Raw genomic sequence first — 15,421 nt, forward strand, 5'->3', positions numbered from 1 at the left:
GTGCAACACCGCCGTCACACTGGAGAATCGAGGAGTCCGTAGGGGAACCCTTACGTCCATCGACATATCCACGGACGCTGTGGATAACTGTGTGCAAAGCTGTGGAGCAAACACTCCGAACCCGCAGGAGCCCACGAGTCTCATCGCTTTGCCCATTTTTTGGGCGACGCAGCCAAGCCTTTGATTTTCAACATTTTTGATGCGCGGTAAGGCTGCGTGGCGGGGCTGCCATGTTCCTTCTTGACAGGCATGTTGCGGTAGGGCAGCCGCCCTGATGCCTGTGCAAAACCCACCGTCGGCGGACGCGGAACAGCTTGACAGACCGAAAGAGCCACCGGCAGTTACACCTTTCGACCAGGGCGCGGGCCGACCGGATAAGTTCCGGGCGGCATCGGACCGCTTCGCCGGCCGCCGTCGCCGGCGACCGACTCAGCCGAGGGTGCTGAAGCGCTCGATCTCGACGCCGACGGAGGAGACGTCGTCGAACACGTCCAGCTTCTCGACGCGCACCCGCACCGAGCGGATTCGCCCGTCGGCGAGGCAGGCCTGCGCGATGCGCTCGGCCATGGTCTCCACCAGGTTGACGTGGCGGTCGAGCACCACGTCGCGCACCTTGTTGCGGATTTCCTCGTAGCAGACCACCTCGTCCAGTCGGTCGCCGACCGGGCCTTCGCCCTCGCGCACCGCCAGGTCCAGGTTGATGCGCACGCGCTGCGCCGTCTCGTGCTCGTGCTTGTAGACGCCGACCTTGGCGACGATCAGCAGGTCACGCAGGAAGACGTGCCGCAGGCCCAGGTGGGCGTTGGCGATGGGGAACGGCTTGACGACGGGACTGGGGGTCATGGGCATCCGGATCCGCTGGGCGTGCGCGGCCGCCGGGCGGTCAGCCGTGCGGCGCGGAGGCGCGATATGGGGCGGGTCGGGTCACTCCGCCAGGAATTGCGGTCCCTGGCCGTGACGCGGCGCCTGGTTCCACGCCAGATGCTGCCCGCCGTCGAGGGCAATCATTTGCCCGGTCATGGCCGGCGCCGCAAGGATGAATCGCACCGCGTCCGCCACTTCCTGCGGATTGGTGCCGCGCGTCAGCGGCATGGCGGCGCACTGCTCGGCGAACTGCTCCTCGCTCTGGCGCGGGCTCGGCAGGGTCGGGCCGGGGCCGACGCCGTTGACCCGGATGCGCGGCGCCAGCGCCAGCGCCAGCGTCTGCGTCAGTGTCCACAGGCCGGCCTTGGACAGGGTGTAGCTGACGAAGTGCGGCGTCAGGTTCCACACCCGCTCGTCGATGACGTTGACGACGCAGCCATGGGCGGGCTCCGCCACCTGACGGGCGAAGGCCTGGGTCAGCACGAAGGGAGCGCGCAGGTTGGCCTCCATGTGCAGGTCCCACGAGGCGCGGTCGGCCGAGTCCCAGCTGTCGTACTCGAACACCGAGGCGTTGTTGACCAGCGCGCCGAGCGGGCCGAGGGCCTCCACCGCGCGGTCGACCAGGGTCGCCGTCTCCTCCTCGCGGGCGAGATCGGCGCGCACGGCGACGGCACGGCCGCCCTGCGCCTCGATTTCGGCGCACACGGCCTCGGCCTCGGCGGGGTCGGAGCGGTAATGGACGGCGACGCTCCAGCCGTGGGCGGCGAGATCGAGCGCCACGGCGCGGCCGATGCGCTTGGCGGCGCCGGTGACCAGGACCGTCTTGGGCGAAGGCAGGGGCTGGGTCATGCGAACACGGTTTCCACGCCGATGAAGAGGACGGCTATATAAGCGGCGTAACCGCCGAGGAGAAGCCCTCCCTCGGCGCGCGACAGCTGGCGGCCCGACAGGAAGAAGGGCACCAGCAGCAGGGTGACGCCGAGCATCACCCAGACATCGAACTGCATCACCTGGGCCGGCGCCGCGGACGGCTTCACCAGCGCCGCCACGCCCATGATGCCGAGGATGTTGAAGACGTTGGAGCCGACCACGTTGCCGAGCGCCACGTCGTTGTGCTTCTTCAGCGCCGCCGCGACGGCGGTCGCCAGTTCGGGCAGCGAGGTGCCGACGGCGACCATGGTCAGGCCGATCACCTCCTCCGGCACGCCCCAGTCGCGGGCGATGGCGGTGGCGCCGACCACCAGGAAGCGCGCCCCGGCCACGACGCCGGCGAGGCCCACCAGGGTGGCGCCGATGATGACCCACCACGGCTTGTGTTGCAGGGTCGACAGTTCCTCCAGTTCCGCCGCGGCGGCGCGGGCCTGCGCGGCGCTGCGGCGTTCGCGGAAGTAGGACCACAGCAGGTAGGTGGCCAGCGCCGCCAGCAGGATCCCGCCTTCCAGGCGCATCACTCCGTCGCCCCAGGTGAAGGCGACCATGGCCAGCGTGGCGGCGATGAGCACCGCCGATTCGCGGGCGAAGGGCTTCATCTCGGCGTGCACCGGCTGGATCAGCGCCGCGAAGGCGAGGATCAGCATGATGTTGGCGATGTTGGACCCGATGACGTTGCCGTAGACCAGGCCGCCCGACCCCTCCAGCGCCGCCTGCACGCAGACCACCAGCTCGGGCGCCGAGGTGCCGAAGGCCACCACCGTCAGACCGACCACCAGCGGCGAGATCCCGAGACGCTCGGCCATGGCGACGGCGCCGCGCACCAGCGCCTCGGCGGCGATCACCAGCAGCACGAGGCCGGCGACGAACGAGATCCACGACATGAGCATGGGGCGGTCTTCCTCCTGGGGTCGTGCGGGACCGTCGGGACCATGGGCGCCCGCGGCAGGGGAGTCAAGGAAGCGCCGCCTCCGACGCGGGTGGGGTGTCAAATAAATTCATCGGGCGATTGACAGCCCCACGCGGCCACGGGCACCCTGTAAAGGCACAACAGAAAGCCTGCGGCCGTCCGCCTAACCGGTGATGTGCGCCGGATGGTTCCGCGCGGTGTTCGAGATTTGCGACGGAAGCCAGGACGGGCTGCAAGGCTCACATGGGGAGTATCACGATCATGAAACCGGGCGTCGAGGAGCTGACCAGCTTCCTGGCCGACCACCCTGACGTGGAATACGTGGACGCCATTCTGTTCGACCTGTGCGGCATCGTGCGCGGCAAGCGCTATCCGCGGCAGGACGCCAAGGGCCTGTTCACCAACGGCATGCAGATCCCCTACAGCGTGTTCCTGCTCGACGTGACGGGCGATTGCCCCGACGCCGGCGGGCGCGGCTTTTCCGACGGCGACCCGGACGGCATCGCCGTGCCCGTCGCCGGCACCCTGAAGCGGGTGCCCTGGGCCCGCGTGCCCTCGGCGCAGGTGCTGCTGACCATGACCGACCAGGACGGCACCGCCTCCAGCCTCGATCCGCGCAACGTGCTGCGCGCCGTCGAGAGCCGGCTGGTCGAGGACGGGCTGCACCCGGTGACGGCGCTCGAGCTCGAGTTCTACCTCATCGACCGCCAGCGCATGACCGACGGCAGCCCGCAGTTCCCCATCGCCCCCGACACCGGGCAGCGCGACAAGAACACCCAGGTCTACGGCATGTGGGAAATCGAATCCTACGCCGCCGTGCTGCGCGACATCGAAACCGCCTGCAACGTCCAGGGCGTGCCCTGCTACACGGCGTCGAGCGAATATGCGCCGGGGCAGTTCGAGGTGAACCTGCGGCACGTGACCAGCGGCGTCTCCGCCGCCGACCACGCCAGCCTGCTCAAGCGCGTGGTCATGGGCGTGGCGGAGCGTCACGGCTTCGAGGCGACGTTCATGTCCAAGCCCTTCAGCAAGATGTCGGGCAACGGGCTGCACATCCACCTGTCGCTGTGCGACGAGACGGGCAAGAACCTGTTCGACGACGGCGGCGACGGCGGCACCGACATGCTGCGCTGGGCCATCGGCGGCATGCAGGCGACCATGGCCGAGGCGATGGCGATCTTCGCGCCCAACGCCAATGCCTACCGCCGCTTCCAGCCCAACCTCTACGTGCCGACGGGCCCCACCTGGGGCATCAACAACCGCTCGGTCGCCTTCCGCGTGCCCTCGGGCGAGGGCGCGGCCCGGCGGGTGGAGCACCGCATCTGCGGCGCCGACGCCAACCCCTATCTCGCCCTGGCGGCGGTGATGCTCGGCGCCCATCACGGCATCAAGAACCGCATCGACCCCGGCCCGGCCCACACCGGCAACGCCGGCAAGGAGATGGACGAGTCGGTGCCCTGGACCTGGCGTTCGGCCCTGCAGCGCCTGGACGAGGCGAAGATCCTGCCGGGCTACATCAGCCGCGAGTACCTGTCGCTCTACCACGAGACCAAGTGGGCCGAGATGGAGAAATTCCAGAGCCTGATCGCCCCGCACGAATACAACTGGTACCTCTGAACGACGACGGGCCGGCTCCCCTGGGGACCGGCCCGTTTTCCTTTCCGCCGCCGCGGCGCAGCGTCAGGAGCGATGCAGCTTGCGCCGCTCTTCCTCCCGCACCTCTTCGAGCAGGTGCAGGAACAGCGGCCGGACGCCGATGAGAATCAGCACGACGGACAGGAGCGCGAGCCCCTTCGTGAGAAGAATCAAGGTGTCCATCATTGGCTGCGCCCTCCAGCGCCGTCGGGAAGTGGGCGGCGGGACGTGTCCTCGCCCGTCGCTGATTTGATGATAGGCGTCGCTTCCAGCCACGACAAGGTGAACTCGATCAGGAACCCCATGGCGATGGCCCAGCCGACGAGGCTGCGGGCGGCCTGCAGATCCTCCGCATCGAGCTTGTTGTTCGCCATCCCGAGCATTGCCAGCAGGAACACGAGGAACACCAGCATCACCAGCATGGCGAGCCCAAGCCCGAGGTAACCCATCCGCCGCCTTCCGCCGACGGAATGCACCGCGAGGGCATGGTTCACCACATTAGTGAAAGAAACGCACAGCAGCGGAACGACGGCCAGAATCATTTGCCCGAACTGTTCCTTCTCGTTCAATAGCGTCGCAAGGCGCCAGAACTTGCTGGTGAACGGCCATGCCTGCACGGTCAGCAGTGGCCCCAGGAACGCGAGGCACAAGGTCACCAATTGGACGGTCACCTTCACCGACGCGAGGGTGACGAACCGCCAGCACACTTGAAGGAACGCCTTCACCACCCGCCTCGCCCCCGTCCACGGCACATCGCGCAGTTGCACGCTTATACGCATTCCCGCCGCGCCTGGAAAGCACCCGCACCCGGTGACAGGCCCGTGACTCCGCAAGTGTCGATGCATCCTCCCGCCGCCGTCTGCGTTTGAGCAGGGGTCGCAGCCAGAGGAGGAGCATCCGCCCATGTCGTCGCGCGTTTCGCGTCGAGCTTTCGTCACCGGCACCCTCGGTCTCGCCTTCGCCGCCGCCCTGCCCGGGGCCGGCCGTGCGCAAGGGGCCGCAGACGCTCCCGGCGGGCTGAAGCTCGGCGAGCCCTTCGCCTTCCGCTTCGACGACCTGATCGCCCGCGCCCGCACGGCGGCCGGCGACCCCTTCCGCGAGCCCTACCGCCCCCTGCCCGAGGTGACGGCGGCCATCGACTACGCCGCCCACGGGCAGATCAAGTTCAAGCCCGACCTCGCGCTCTATGCCGACGGGCCGAGCGCCTATCCGGCCACCTTCTTCCACCTGGGCGAGTTCTTCCAGGCGGCGGTGAAGATGCATCGCGTGGTCGACGGCCAGGCGCAGGAAATCCTCTACAGCCCCGACTATTTCGCCATGCCCGCCGACAGCCCGGCGCACCGGCTGCCGCCCGACGCCGGTTTCGCCGGCTTCCGCCTGCAGGAGAGCACCGGCGAGGACCGCTGGCGCACCCACGACTGGCTGGCCTTCCTCGGCGCGTCGTACTTCCGCGCCATCGGCGAGCTGGAGCAATACGGCCTGTCGGCACGCGGTGTGCTGATCGATGCCGCCGTGCCCGACCGGCCCGAGGAATTCCCCCTGTTCACCGAGTTCTACATCGCCCCCGCCGAGGAGGGCGAGGCGGTGGTCATCCACGCCCTGCTCGACGGCCCGAGCCTCACCGGCGCCTTCCGCTTCCAGGCGACGCGCGGCAAGGCGGTGGTGATGGAGGTGGAAAAGCACCTGTTCCTGCGCCGCGACGTGCAGCGTCTGGGCATCGCGCCGGTCACCTCCATGTTCTGGTACGGCGAGCACGACCGCCCCTTCCGCGTCGACTGGCGGCCCGAGGTCCACGACAGCGACGGCCTCGCCCTGTGGACCGGCGGCGGCGAGCACCTGTGGCGCCCCTTGCGCAACCCGCAGGCCACCACCGTCTCCAGCTTCCTCGACGAAAACCCGCGCGGCTTCGGCCTCGCCCAGCGCGACCGCAACCCGGAGCACTTCCTCGACGGCGTGCGCTACGAGAACCGCCCGACGCTGTGGGTGGAGCCGCTCGGCGACTGGGGACGCGGCGCCGTCGAACTGCTGGAGATCCCGACCGACGACGAGATCCACGACAACATCGGCGCCTATTGGGTGCCGGAAGCGCCGGCGCGGGCGGGCGATGCCCTCACCTATCGCTACCGCCTGCACTGGGTGGCGCACGAGCCATTCCTGCCCGGCACCATCGCCCGCACCGTCGCCACCCGCATCGGCCGCGGCGGCGAACCGGGCAAGCCGCGGCCGGCGGGCGTGCGCAAGTTCGTGGTGGAGTTCGAGGGCGGCCCCCTGCCCTACCTGAAGACCGGCGTCATCCCCGAAGCCGTCATCACCGCCTCACGCGGCGAGGTCTCCCATGTCTTCGTGGAGGCGGTGCCGGGGCTGTTCGGCCGCTGGCGGGCCCACTTCGACCTCACCGCCGCTGGCAGCGAGCCGGTGGAGCTGCGCCTCTACCTCAGCCTCGACGGCGAGCCGCAGACCGAGACCTGGCTGTTCCAGTACGTGCCGCGGCTGGAGAGCTGACCCGCCGCACGCGGGGGATTCGCAGCACCGCGAGAAGGGAGTAGAGTCCGCGGCGGTTCGACCGCTCGTTTCCGGACTCGCTTCCCATCATGCACCCTGCATCCGTTCTCGTCCTCGATTCCGGCATCGGCGGCATGACCGTCGTGCGGGCGATCCGCGAGGTCTGCCCAGGCGTCGCCGTCACCTATGTCGCCGACGACGCCTGGTTTCCCTACGGCCGCCTGCCGCCGGAGGCGCTGACCGAGCGCATCCGCACCCTGGTGGCGCAAGGCCTGGAGCGGCAACGGCTGGATGCGGTGGTGATCGCCTGCAACACCGCCACCACCGTCGCCATCGACGTGCTGCGCGCCGGCTTCACGCTGCCCTTCGTCGGCGTCGTGCCACCGGTCAAGACTGCCGCGGCGCTGTCGAAGACCCGCACCATCGCCCTGCTGGCGACGGAAGGCACGGTGCGCAGCGCCGCCGTCGACCGCCTGATCGCCGACTTCGCCGCCGACTGCCGGGTACTGCGCATCGGCTGCCCGAGCCTGGCCGCCCTGGCCGAGGCCAAGGTGCGCGGCCTGCCGGTGGACCTCGACCGGCTGCGCGCCGACCTCGCGCCGCTGTCGCAGGCCGACGCGGCGGCGGTGGACGTGGTGGTGCTCGGCTGCACCCACTATCCGGTTCTGACGGAGGAACTGGCGGCGCACTTCCGGCCGGACGTGACGTGGCTCGACCCGGCGCTGCCGGTGGCGCGGCGTCTGGCGGCGGTGCTGGCGGACCATCCGGCGGCGGCCATGGCGGAGCGGGCCGCCGGGCCGGACGTCGCGTGGTTCACCGCCGCCCGCGAGCCCGACCCCGCCCTGCTGCCGTTCCTGGCGTCGGCGGGCTTCGGGCGGGCGGCGCGCTGGCCGGCGACGGCGGTGCCGGCCTGACGGACGGGCGTCAGGCCGGTTCGTCGGTGGCCGGGCCGGCGGCGCGGCGGAACAGCCGGCTGTCGACCAGGGCCGACACGGCGATGGTGATGACCTGCCCGGTCCTCAGTTCGCGGATCTTGGTGTGCGGCGGCAGGTCGCCGTATTCCTGGATCGACTCCACCCGCCAGACGTGCTGCATGGGGTCGCTGGTCTTGACGAAGTAATCTCCGACCGCGATGGACCGGCGGCGCGACATTCGATCTTCCTCTCGCTCTCGTTGCTCTTGTTGGGGACGGACGTCCGCATCCGTGAAGTACGCGCGGATGCTGGGCACGGTTTATGGCGAAACCATGCCGCGGCAATGGGGTTCCCCGTTTTGTCACAGGGGCCGTGCACCCTCTCCTTTTGCTCCCGGTGGCAGACCGAGCACCCGGCACTGGAACCGCCGCGCCCACCCCGCTACCTTGGACGGCAGCTTCGACATCCGTGAAAGGAACCGTCCCGTGCTGTTCGCCGTCACCTGCCTCGACAAACCCGATTCGGCGCACATCCGCCAGGAAAATCGCCCCGCCCACCTCGAATACGCCAAAGCCAGCGCCAACCTGAAGATGGGCGGCCCGCTGCTGTCCGACGACGGCGAGCGCATGATCGGCTCCATGCTGGTGCTGGAAGCGGCCGACCGCGCCGAGGTCGACGCCTGGTGCGCCGCCGATCCCTACGCCAAGGCCGGCCTGTTCGAGTCGGTCACCATCCGCCCGTTCAAGTGGCTGCTGCCGGCCGCGGTGGGCTGAGCGACCATGAACTACTGGCTCATCAAGAGCGAGCCCGGCACGTGGTCGTGGGACGACCAGGTGAAGAAGGGCACGGAACACTGGAACGGCGTGCGCAACTACCAGGCCGCCAACAACATGAAGGCCATGAAGATCGGCGACCGCTGCTTCTTCTATCACTCGGTGAACGAGAAGCGCATCGTCGGCATCTGCGAGGTGGTGAAGGAATACTATCCTGACCACACCGACGAATCGGGCCGCTTCGGCATGGTCGACGTCAAGGCGCTGGAAGCCCTGCCCAACCCGGTGACGCTCGATCAGGTGAAGACCGACGAGCGCCTGAACCACCTGGCCCTGGTGCGCCAGTCGCGCCTGTCGGTGATGCCCATCGACGCCGAGGCCTGGCGCCTCATCTGCGAACTGGGAGGCGTGACGCCGTGACCGGGGGTGGCGGAGACGGCGGCGGGCAGGGCGGCGGCGACCCCTTCGCCTTCCTGCCGCGCGACCCTTCGCCGCTTCCACAAAATTCGGAGGGTCACTGGGAACTTTGCCCGGTCGACGCTGTTCCTGAGGACGGCGCGCGGGGCTTCGTGCTCGACGACGCCGGCGTCCGGCTGGGCGTCGTGGTGGTGAACCGGGGCGGCCGGCTGTTCGGTTACGTCAACAGCTGCCCGCATCTGAACATCCCGCTGAACCTGTGGCCGGACAAGTTTCTCTCCCCGGATGGGCAGGTACTCCAGTGTGCCACCCACGGGGCCCGCTTCCGCATCGAGGACGGCCTGTGCATCGCAGGACCGTGCGAGGGGCGTTTCCTCACCTCCTTTCGCTTAGTCGTAAAAAACCGCAAGATTGTTGCGTTGGAGCCGTGACACGGGCCTCCGATTTGCCTAAGATGCGCGCCGGAACCGCTCGCAAGAAGCGGAGGGAGGGAGCCAACGCCGCGTGCGTGCGGGGAGGCAGGTCGCGGCTCCGGTCTCCTGGACAACAACAGAAAACCGTCCGACCGGGTGGGGATGCCCCCGGTCGCCAGGATAGGGCCCATGGGGCTCACGCGGATCATCAAGGAGACCACGAATGTCTGATAACGTGTTCCCGGTCGTGGAGGAAATCGCCAAGCAGGCGTGGGTTGACGAAGCGAAGTACAAGGAAATGTACGAGCAGTCGATCAAGAACCCCGACGCCTTCTGGGCCGAGCACGGCAAGCGCATCGACTGGATCAAGCCCTTCACCAAGGTGCGCGACGTCTCCTACGACCCGCACGACGTCCACATCAAGTGGTTCCACGACGGCACCCTGAACGCCTCGGTGAACTGCCTGGACCGCCACCTGGAGAAGCGCGGCGATCAGGTCGCCATCATCTGGGAAGGCGACGATCCGGCCGACGACGCCAAGATCACCTACCGTGACCTGTACGAGCGCGTCTGCAAGTTCGCCAACGCCCTGCGCACCATGGGCGTGAAGAAGGGCGACCGCGTCTGCATCTACCTGCCGATGATCCCCGAGGCCGCGGTGGCCATGCTCGCCTGCGCCCGCGTCGGCGCGGTGCATTCCATCGTGTTCGGCGGCTTCTCGCCCGACAGCCTGTCCAACCGCATCCAGGACAGCGAGTGCAACGTCGTCATCACCGCCGACGAAGGCCTGCGCGGTGGCCGCAAGGTGCCGCTGAAGGCCAATGCCGACAAGGCGCTGGAGTCCTGCCCCTCGGTCGAGACCATGGTGGTCGTCAAGCGCACCGGCGGCGCCGTCACCATGAAGGACGGCCGCGACGTGTGGTACCACGAGGTGGTCGCCAACGAGCCGGCCGAGTGCCAGCCCGAGGAAATGAACGCCGAAGATCCGCTGTTCATCCTCTACACATCGGGCTCCACCGGCAAGCCCAAGGGCGTGCTGCACACCACCGGCGGCTACATGGTCTACACGTCGATGACGCATCAGTACGTCTTCGACTACAAGGACGGCGACGTCTACTGGTGCACGGCCGACGTGGGCTGGGTCACCGGCCACAGCTACATCGTCTACGGCCCGCTCGCCAACGGCGCCATCTCGCTGATGTTCGAGGGCATTCCCAACTACCCGAGCGTCTCCCGCTTCTGGGAAGTCATCGACAAGCACCAGGTCAACATCTTCTACACCGCCCCCACCGCCATCCGCGCCCTGATGCGCGAAGGCGTCGAGCCGGTGAAGAAGACCAGCCGCAAGTCGCTGCGCATCCTCGGTTCGGTGGGCGAGCCCATCAACCCGGAAGCCTGGATGTGGTACCACGACGTGGTCGGCGACAAGCGCTGCCCCATCGTCGACACCTGGTGGCAGACGGAAACCGGCGGCATCCTGATCTCGCCGCTGCCCGGCGCGACGGCGCTGAAGCCCGGTTCGGCCACGCTGCCGTTCTTCGGCGTCTACCCGATCCTGGTGGACAACGAGGGCAACGAGCTGTCCGGCGCGACCGAAGGCAACCTCTGCATCTCCATGAGCTGGCCGGGCCAGATGCGCACGGTCTACGGCGACCACGAGCGCTTCGTGCAGACCTACTTCACCACCTACAAGGGCAACTACTTCACCGGTGACGGTGCCCGTCGCGACGCCGACGGCTACTACTGGATCACCGGCCGCGTCGACGACGTCATCAACGTGTCCGGCCACCGCATGGGCACGGCGGAGATCGAATCGGCGCTGGTCGCCCACGCCAAGGTGGCCGAAGCGGCCGTCGTCGGCTACCCGCACGACATCAAGGGCCAGGGCATCTACGCCTACGTCACCCTGGTGGCCGACGAGGAGCCGACCGAGGAGCTGCGCAAGGAACTGGTGAAGTGGGTGCGCGACGAGATCGGCCCCATCGCCAGCCCGGACGTCATCCAGTGGGCCCCGGGCCTGCCGAAGACCCGCTCGGGCAAGATCATGCGCCGCATCCTGCGCAAGATCGCCGAGAACGATTTCGGCGCGCTCGGCGACACCTCGACGCTGGCCGACCCGAGCGTCGTCGACGACCTGATCGAGAACCGCGGCGGCAAGTAAGCCGGCGGCATCGCCAGGAAGACTGCGGAACGGGGGCGCCGGCGGCGCCCCCGTTTCCTTTTGCCCGCGGTCATCGTGCACCCATATGGCGCGGCGCGCGTTGCTTCCCAAGAACAACGACGAACCGATAGAGGAGACTTCGACATGAAGATCGCCACCCTCGCCCTCGCCGCCGCCACCCTCGCGCTGCCGGGTGCCGCGCTCGCCCAGGCGCAGAACCAGCCGACGACGCAGAGCCAGCAGCAGGCCGCCATCGGCGCCAGCCAGTTCCACGACGTCGACGACCTCGCCGTCATGACCCAGGACGGCAAGCGCCTCGGCGAGATCGAGAACGTGCTGGTCGACGGCAGCGGCACCATGGCCTACGTGGTGGAAATCGAGGACGGCTTCCTCGGCATGAACGAGACCGAAGTGGTCGTCCCCGCCGATCGCCTGAGCTTCGACGCCCAGAACCGCGGCTTCACCACCACCATGACCGAAGCCGACATCAAGGGCCTGCAGGCCTGGGAGGACTGACGTCCTCGGTCGCCCGCGGCGTCACCGGCTGACGCCGCGGCACCGCCCTCCACGGCTTCCGTCAGGGGAGCCGTGGATGCTCGGCCCGATGGCCTGGCATGGTAAGCGATTGAAATATCAGCTTAAATTGTCATGGCCGAACTTGATCCGGCCATCCACGGCGTCCCCGGCGGCGGCCAAGAACGCGGCCCTCCGCACGCCCCCTTACCGCGTCTCCCGCACGTAGAACAGCAGGTCCAGCGGCGGCGGCTCGACGCCGCACTGGCTCAGCATGTCGTGCGCCTGGCCGCGGTGGTGGGTCTGGTGGTTGAAGACGTGCGCCAGAACCAGATGCAGCGGCTGCTCGAAGGCGTCGCCGGCGAGCGAGCGGTAGCGCAGCGGCTGCATGATCTGGGCGTCGGTCCAGGCGTCGGTCACGGCGACGATGTGGGCGTCGAAGTCCTCGCGCGCCGCATAGAGATGCTCCAGGTTCTCGTAGAGCACCTCGTCCAGGCGGCGGGCGCCGTAGTCGACGCCTTCGATGCGGCCGAACCAGATGCGGTCGGCCACCAGGATGTGGTTCAGGGTGTTGACGATGGAGCCGAAGAAGCTCGGCCGCGCCTTCGCCGCCTCGCCCGCCGGCAGGGCCAGGCAGGCGTCGTAGAGGCGGCGGTTGGCCCAGGCGTTGTAGCGCGCGAAGGTCTGGTAGTGGGCGGCGATCATCCCTGGTCCCCCTGCTTGGCGACGGCCGGCGCCACGACGGCGGCCGGCAGCGGCAGTTTGACACGGCCGCGCGTCAGCACCAGCACGTTGCCCACCAGCACCAGCGCCATGCCCGCCACCGCCACCGGCGGCCAGTGGTAGCCCTCGAGCACGGTCGAGATGCCGAGCGCGATCACCGGGAACAGCACGCTGGCGTAGGAGGCCCGCGCCGGCCCGATGCGGCCGAGCAGCGTGAGGTAGAAGCCGAAGCCCAGCACCGACCCGAACAGCGCCAGGTAAACGAGCGCCGCGGCGTATTCCGTCCGCCCGTCCCACGCCCAGTCGATACCCGGCGCGAGCGTGACGTAGAGCGCCGTCGCCACACCGCCGTAAAGCATGCCGAAGGCGTTGGTCTGCAGCACCGGCAGGCCGGCCTTCTGGTTGCGCGACGAGATCATCATGCCGCCGCTGGCGGCCAGCGTGCCGACCAGCGCCAGCGCGACGCCGAGCGTCACGCGGTCGGTCAGGTCGACGCCGCGCAGCTCCGGCCAGAACACCAGGGCGATGCCGGCCAGCCCGATGGCGGCACCCAGCGCCACCCGCGGCTCGATGCGATGGCCGAGGAAGACGGCGCCGAGGAACAGGTTGAACACGATGACGCACGAGAAGGCGACGGCCAGCAGGCCGCTGGTCAGCCACTGCGCCGCCCAGTACATGGGAATGTAGTTGATGCAGAACAGCCCGAGGCCTTGCGCCGCCATGAAGAGGTGCTGGCGCCCGGTGAACCGCATGGGCAGCCGGCGCACACCGCACCACGCCATGAGCATGGCGGCGGCCAGCAGGAAGCGCAGCGCCACCGAAACCTCGGGGGCGACGACGCCCACCTGGTACTTCACGGCGATCCAGGTGGACCCCCAGATGAGCACGACGGCGACGTAAAGGGCCTGGTTGACCATGCGAAAGGTCCCGCGCGGGAGGAGGAGGAAGTCGGGTGTCAGAAGCGCTCGACGTCGCTCCGCGACAGCCCGAGGTCGGCGAGGCGGCGGTCGTCGAAGCTGCCGAGCAGGCGGCGCTGGGCGGCCGCTTCCCGGCGCGCCTCGATGCCGTCGAACAGCACGATCATACGGTCTTCCAGACGCCGGGCCAGGGCCATAACGGCCGGCCCGAAGCCGGACACGGGGGCGAGCGAAGGGGTTTCGCACCGCGCGCTGCGCGGCGAGGCGATGGTGGCCATGACGATGTCTCCTGTCGGCGGGAGAGCGGCTTCAGCGCCGCCGTCCCCATGACTCAGGAGTACGCCGATGCTGCAACGCCCACAAACGAGAAGTTCTTGCGGCTCGCATAAGCACGCCTTATCCGTAGATGCATGAGACTGCCGCCGCTCAACGCCCTGAGGGTCTTCGAGGCCGCCGCCCGCCACCTGTCCTTCACCAAGGCGGCGGAGGAGCTGCACGTCACCCAGGCGGCGGTCAGCCAGCAGGTGCGCGGCCTGGAAGAGCAACTGGGCGTGCCCCTGTTCCGCCGCCTCAACCGCGCGCTGCTGCTCACCGACACCGGCCAGCGCTATGCGGTGGCCGTGCGTGGGGCGCTGGAGCAGATCGCCGAGGCGACGGCGGCCCTGCGGCCGGCGCGCGAGGACGACGGCTCCATGACCGTCTCCGTCATGCCGAGCTTCGCCCACAAGTGGCTGATGCCGCGCCTCGGCCGCTTCCTCGACCGCCACCCGGAGATTTCCCTGCGCGTCCACGCCAGTTTCGAGGCGGTGGACTTCGACCGCGACCGCATCGACTGCGCCCTGCGCCAGGGCACCGGCGGCTACGACGGGCTCTATTCCGAACTGCTGCTGGCCGAGGAGGTGACGCCCATGTGCGCCCCCGCCGTGGCGGCGCGCCTGCACGACCCGCGCGACCTGCTGCGCGAGACGCTGCTCTACGACTACGGCGCCGACTGGCAGGACTGGCTGGCGGCGGCCGGCGTCACCGGCGGCACCCTGCCCAAGGGGACGGAGTTCTTCGACAGCTCCATGGCGCTGCAGGTGGCGATGGATGCGCGGGGCGTGGTGCTCGGCCGCACCGGCCTGGCCGCCGACGACCTGGCGAGCGGTCGGCTGGTGGCGCCCTTCCCGGTGCGCCTGCCCTATGCCTACGCCACCTGGTTCGTCTGCCCGCGCGGCACCGAGGATCACCCGAAGATCAAGGCCTTCCGCGACTGGCTGCGCGAGGAATGCGCCGCCTTCGGCAGCGCCGCCCCGCCGGTGCCGCTGCCGCACGTGCCGCTGCGCTCGTTCTTCCCGGGCGACGACCGCTGACGCGGCCTCGGGCCTGGGAACGTCCGTCAGGGCGCGACGAAGACCTTGCAGTCGGAATAGCCGTCGTTGACGAAGTGATAGGTGCGGTCGGCGACGGCCTTGCCGTGCGGATCGCTCAGGTTCCAGCCGCGCTTGGCGACGCCCGTGTTGCCGCGGCCGATGTTGTCCTTGCCCGTGTACCAGATCTTCAGGCGGTTCTTCTGCACCTGGTTGAACTGGTCCCGCCGGCACAGCATCGACAGTTCCTTGTCCAGCTTGCCGACGTCCCAATAGGGCTTGTTGGTCCAGGCGTAGGTGGAGCCCGCATGGGCGACGGGCACCGCGGCGGCGAAACCGGCGGCGGCGGCGACCAGGAACAGGGCGAGGCGGTTCGGCATGGGGATCCTCAGCGTCCGGC

19 protein-coding genes are annotated in these 15,421 nt (G+C 68.9%); 9 read left to right on the top strand and 10 right to left on the bottom strand.

Annotation, left to right across the window (positions count from 1 at the left end; all coding sequences use genetic code 11):
• Nucleotides 1-429 precede the first annotated feature (429 nt).
• The 3 genes from folB to CRP50_RS10600 all read right to left on the bottom strand — a co-directional run bounded on the left by folB (nucleotide 430) and on the right by CRP50_RS10600 (nucleotide 2,684).
• A complete protein-coding gene (folB, locus tag CRP50_RS10590; protein ID WP_322090850.1) occupies nucleotides 430-843 on the bottom strand; it encodes a dihydroneopterin aldolase in 414 nt (137 codons plus the stop codon).
• 81 nt (nucleotides 844-924) lie between these two features.
• Complete coding sequence (locus tag CRP50_RS10595; RefSeq protein WP_097279132.1) at nucleotides 925-1,713, bottom strand: SDR family oxidoreductase; 789 nt, start codon at nucleotides 1,711-1,713, stop codon at nucleotides 925-927.
• Nucleotides 1,710-2,684 carry a calcium/sodium antiporter gene (locus tag CRP50_RS10600; protein WP_245913436.1) on the bottom strand — a complete coding sequence of 325 codons (975 nt, stop codon included), beginning with the start codon at nucleotides 2,682-2,684 and terminating at the stop codon, nucleotides 1,710-1,712. Before CRP50_RS10600 ends, CRP50_RS10595 begins: the two co-directional genes overlap by 4 nt.
• A 281-nt stretch (nucleotides 2,685-2,965) precedes the next feature.
• Here CRP50_RS10600 and CRP50_RS10605 point away from each other — a divergent pair, with 281 nt between their 5' ends.
• The gene (locus tag CRP50_RS10605) at nucleotides 2,966-4,321 is read left to right on the top strand and encodes a glutamine synthetase family protein (protein ID WP_097279133.1); all 1,356 of its coding nucleotides are present in this window, start codon (nucleotides 2,966-2,968) and stop codon (nucleotides 4,319-4,321) included.
• A 63-nt stretch (nucleotides 4,322-4,384) separates the two neighbouring features.
• Here the strand turns inward: CRP50_RS10605 and CRP50_RS26345 are convergent, their stop codons facing one another.
• Entirely contained in the window at nucleotides 4,385-4,513 is a 129-nt protein-coding gene (locus tag CRP50_RS26345; protein WP_281257914.1) for a hypothetical protein, read from the bottom strand.
• An 8-nt stretch (nucleotides 4,514-4,521) separates the two neighbouring features.
• Complete coding sequence (locus CRP50_RS10610; RefSeq protein WP_097279134.1) at nucleotides 4,522-5,106, bottom strand: hypothetical protein; 585 nt, start codon at nucleotides 5,104-5,106, stop codon at nucleotides 4,522-4,524.
• Nucleotides 5,107-5,242: 136 nt separating this feature from the next.
• Between CRP50_RS10610 and CRP50_RS10615 the strand changes: the two genes are divergently transcribed.
• Nucleotides 5,243-6,841 (top strand): glucan biosynthesis protein, encoded by a 1,599-nt coding sequence (locus CRP50_RS10615; protein WP_097279135.1) that lies wholly within the window; start codon nucleotides 5,243-5,245, stop codon nucleotides 6,839-6,841.
• An 89-nt stretch (nucleotides 6,842-6,930) separates the two neighbouring features.
• Entirely contained in the window at nucleotides 6,931-7,755 is an 825-nt protein-coding gene (murI, locus tag CRP50_RS10620) for a glutamate racemase (RefSeq protein WP_097279136.1), read from the top strand.
• Nucleotides 7,756-7,765: 10 nt separating this feature from the next.
• On the opposite strand, the gene CRP50_RS10625 is transcribed toward murI, so the two are convergent.
• A complete protein-coding gene (locus CRP50_RS10625; RefSeq protein WP_097279137.1) occupies nucleotides 7,766-7,993 on the bottom strand; it encodes a hypothetical protein in 228 nt (75 codons plus the stop codon).
• Between the two features lie 247 nt (nucleotides 7,994-8,240).
• On the opposite strand from CRP50_RS10625, the gene CRP50_RS10630 reads away from it, so the two are divergent.
• The 5 genes from CRP50_RS10630 to CRP50_RS10650 all read left to right on the top strand — a co-directional run bounded on the left by CRP50_RS10630 (nucleotide 8,241) and on the right by CRP50_RS10650 (nucleotide 12,035).
• Complete coding sequence (locus CRP50_RS10630) at nucleotides 8,241-8,528, top strand: YciI family protein (RefSeq protein ID WP_097279138.1); 288 nt, start codon at nucleotides 8,241-8,243, stop codon at nucleotides 8,526-8,528.
• Between the two features lie 6 nt (nucleotides 8,529-8,534).
• Nucleotides 8,535-8,948 carry an EVE domain-containing protein gene (locus CRP50_RS10635; protein WP_097279139.1) on the top strand — a complete coding sequence of 138 codons (414 nt, stop codon included), beginning with the start codon at nucleotides 8,535-8,537 and terminating at the stop codon, nucleotides 8,946-8,948.
• Complete coding sequence (locus tag CRP50_RS10640; RefSeq protein ID WP_176525122.1) at nucleotides 8,945-9,376, top strand: Rieske (2Fe-2S) protein; 432 nt, start codon at nucleotides 8,945-8,947, stop codon at nucleotides 9,374-9,376. The genes CRP50_RS10635 and CRP50_RS10640 overlap by 4 nt, the downstream gene beginning before the upstream one ends.
• A 205-nt stretch (nucleotides 9,377-9,581) precedes the next feature.
• Nucleotides 9,582-11,519, top strand: coding sequence for an acetate--CoA ligase (acs, locus tag CRP50_RS10645; RefSeq protein WP_097279141.1), 1,938 nt, complete (start codon nucleotides 9,582-9,584; stop codon nucleotides 11,517-11,519).
• Nucleotides 11,520-11,663: 144 nt separating this feature from the next.
• Complete coding sequence (locus CRP50_RS10650) at nucleotides 11,664-12,035, top strand: PRC-barrel domain-containing protein (protein WP_097279142.1); 372 nt, start codon at nucleotides 11,664-11,666, stop codon at nucleotides 12,033-12,035.
• 204 nt (nucleotides 12,036-12,239) lie between these two features.
• Here the strand turns inward: CRP50_RS10650 and CRP50_RS10655 are convergent, their stop codons facing one another.
• Genes CRP50_RS10655 through CRP50_RS10665 form a run of 3 tightly spaced genes read right to left on the bottom strand, consistent with a single transcriptional unit; the run spans nucleotide 12,240 to nucleotide 13,950 of the window.
• Nucleotides 12,240-12,737: a DinB family protein gene (locus tag CRP50_RS10655; RefSeq protein WP_097279143.1), complete on the bottom strand. Its 498-nt coding sequence runs from the start codon at nucleotides 12,735-12,737 to the stop codon at nucleotides 12,240-12,242.
• On the bottom strand, nucleotides 12,734-13,672 hold the full coding sequence (locus CRP50_RS10660) for a DMT family transporter (protein WP_097279144.1): 939 nt from the start codon (nucleotides 13,670-13,672) through the stop codon (nucleotides 12,734-12,736). Before CRP50_RS10660 ends, CRP50_RS10655 begins: the two co-directional genes overlap by 4 nt.
• A gap of 38 nt (nucleotides 13,673-13,710) precedes the next feature.
• Nucleotides 13,711-13,950, bottom strand: coding sequence for a DUF1127 domain-containing protein (locus tag CRP50_RS10665; protein WP_097279145.1), 240 nt, complete (start codon nucleotides 13,948-13,950; stop codon nucleotides 13,711-13,713).
• Nucleotides 13,951-14,082: 132 nt separating this feature from the next.
• Here CRP50_RS10665 and CRP50_RS10670 point away from each other — a divergent pair, with 132 nt between their 5' ends.
• A complete protein-coding gene (locus CRP50_RS10670) occupies nucleotides 14,083-15,024 on the top strand; it encodes a transcriptional regulator GcvA (RefSeq protein WP_097279146.1) in 942 nt (313 codons plus the stop codon).
• 26 nt (nucleotides 15,025-15,050) lie between these two features.
• Here the strand turns inward: CRP50_RS10670 and CRP50_RS10675 are convergent, their stop codons facing one another.
• Nucleotides 15,051-15,401: a hypothetical protein gene (locus CRP50_RS10675; RefSeq protein ID WP_097279147.1), complete on the bottom strand. Its 351-nt coding sequence runs from the start codon at nucleotides 15,399-15,401 to the stop codon at nucleotides 15,051-15,053.
• Nucleotides 15,402-15,421: the final 20 nt, after the last annotated feature.

This window comes from Caenispirillum bisanense, assembly GCF_900230255.1.
Classification (GTDB): domain Bacteria; phylum Pseudomonadota; class Alphaproteobacteria; order Rhodospirillales; family Rhodospirillaceae; genus Caenispirillum; species Caenispirillum bisanense_A.

Excerpts from the sequence above, each read along its gene's own strand:
- CRP50_RS10595 (WP_097279132.1), bottom strand. The coding sequence starts at position 1,713 with ATGACCCAGCCCCTGCCTTCGCCCAAGACGGTCCTGGTCACCGGCGCC.
- CRP50_RS10600 (WP_245913436.1), bottom strand. The coding sequence starts at position 2,684 with ATGCTCATGTCGTGGATCTCGTTCGTCGCCGGCCTCGTGCTGCTGGTG.
- CRP50_RS10635 (WP_097279139.1), top strand. The coding sequence starts at position 8,535 with ATGAACTACTGGCTCATCAAGAGCGAGCCCGGCACGTGGTCGTGGGAC.
- CRP50_RS10605 (WP_097279133.1), top strand. The coding sequence starts at position 2,966 with ATGAAACCGGGCGTCGAGGAGCTGACCAGCTTCCTGGCCGACCACCCT.
- acs (WP_097279141.1), top strand. The coding sequence starts at position 9,582 with ATGTCTGATAACGTGTTCCCGGTCGTGGAGGAAATCGCCAAGCAGGCG.
- folB (WP_322090850.1), bottom strand. The coding sequence starts at position 843 with ATGACCCCCAGTCCCGTCGTCAAGCCGTTCCCCATCGCCAACGCCCAC.
- CRP50_RS10665 (WP_097279145.1), bottom strand. The coding sequence starts at position 13,950 with ATGGCCACCATCGCCTCGCCGCGCAGCGCGCGGTGCGAAACCCCTTCG.
- CRP50_RS10675 (WP_097279147.1), bottom strand. The coding sequence starts at position 15,401 with ATGCCGAACCGCCTCGCCCTGTTCCTGGTCGCCGCCGCCGCCGGTTTC.
- CRP50_RS10670 (WP_097279146.1), top strand. The coding sequence starts at position 14,083 with ATGAGACTGCCGCCGCTCAACGCCCTGAGGGTCTTCGAGGCCGCCGCC.
- CRP50_RS10625 (WP_097279137.1), bottom strand. The coding sequence starts at position 7,993 with ATGTCGCGCCGCCGGTCCATCGCGGTCGGAGATTACTTCGTCAAGACC.
- CRP50_RS10650 (WP_097279142.1), top strand. The coding sequence starts at position 11,664 with ATGAAGATCGCCACCCTCGCCCTCGCCGCCGCCACCCTCGCGCTGCCG.
- CRP50_RS10660 (WP_097279144.1), bottom strand. The coding sequence starts at position 13,672 with ATGGTCAACCAGGCCCTTTACGTCGCCGTCGTGCTCATCTGGGGGTCC.
- CRP50_RS10615 (WP_097279135.1), top strand. The coding sequence starts at position 5,243 with ATGTCGTCGCGCGTTTCGCGTCGAGCTTTCGTCACCGGCACCCTCGGT.
- CRP50_RS10655 (WP_097279143.1), bottom strand. The coding sequence starts at position 12,737 with ATGATCGCCGCCCACTACCAGACCTTCGCGCGCTACAACGCCTGGGCC.
- murI (WP_097279136.1), top strand. The coding sequence starts at position 6,931 with ATGCACCCTGCATCCGTTCTCGTCCTCGATTCCGGCATCGGCGGCATG.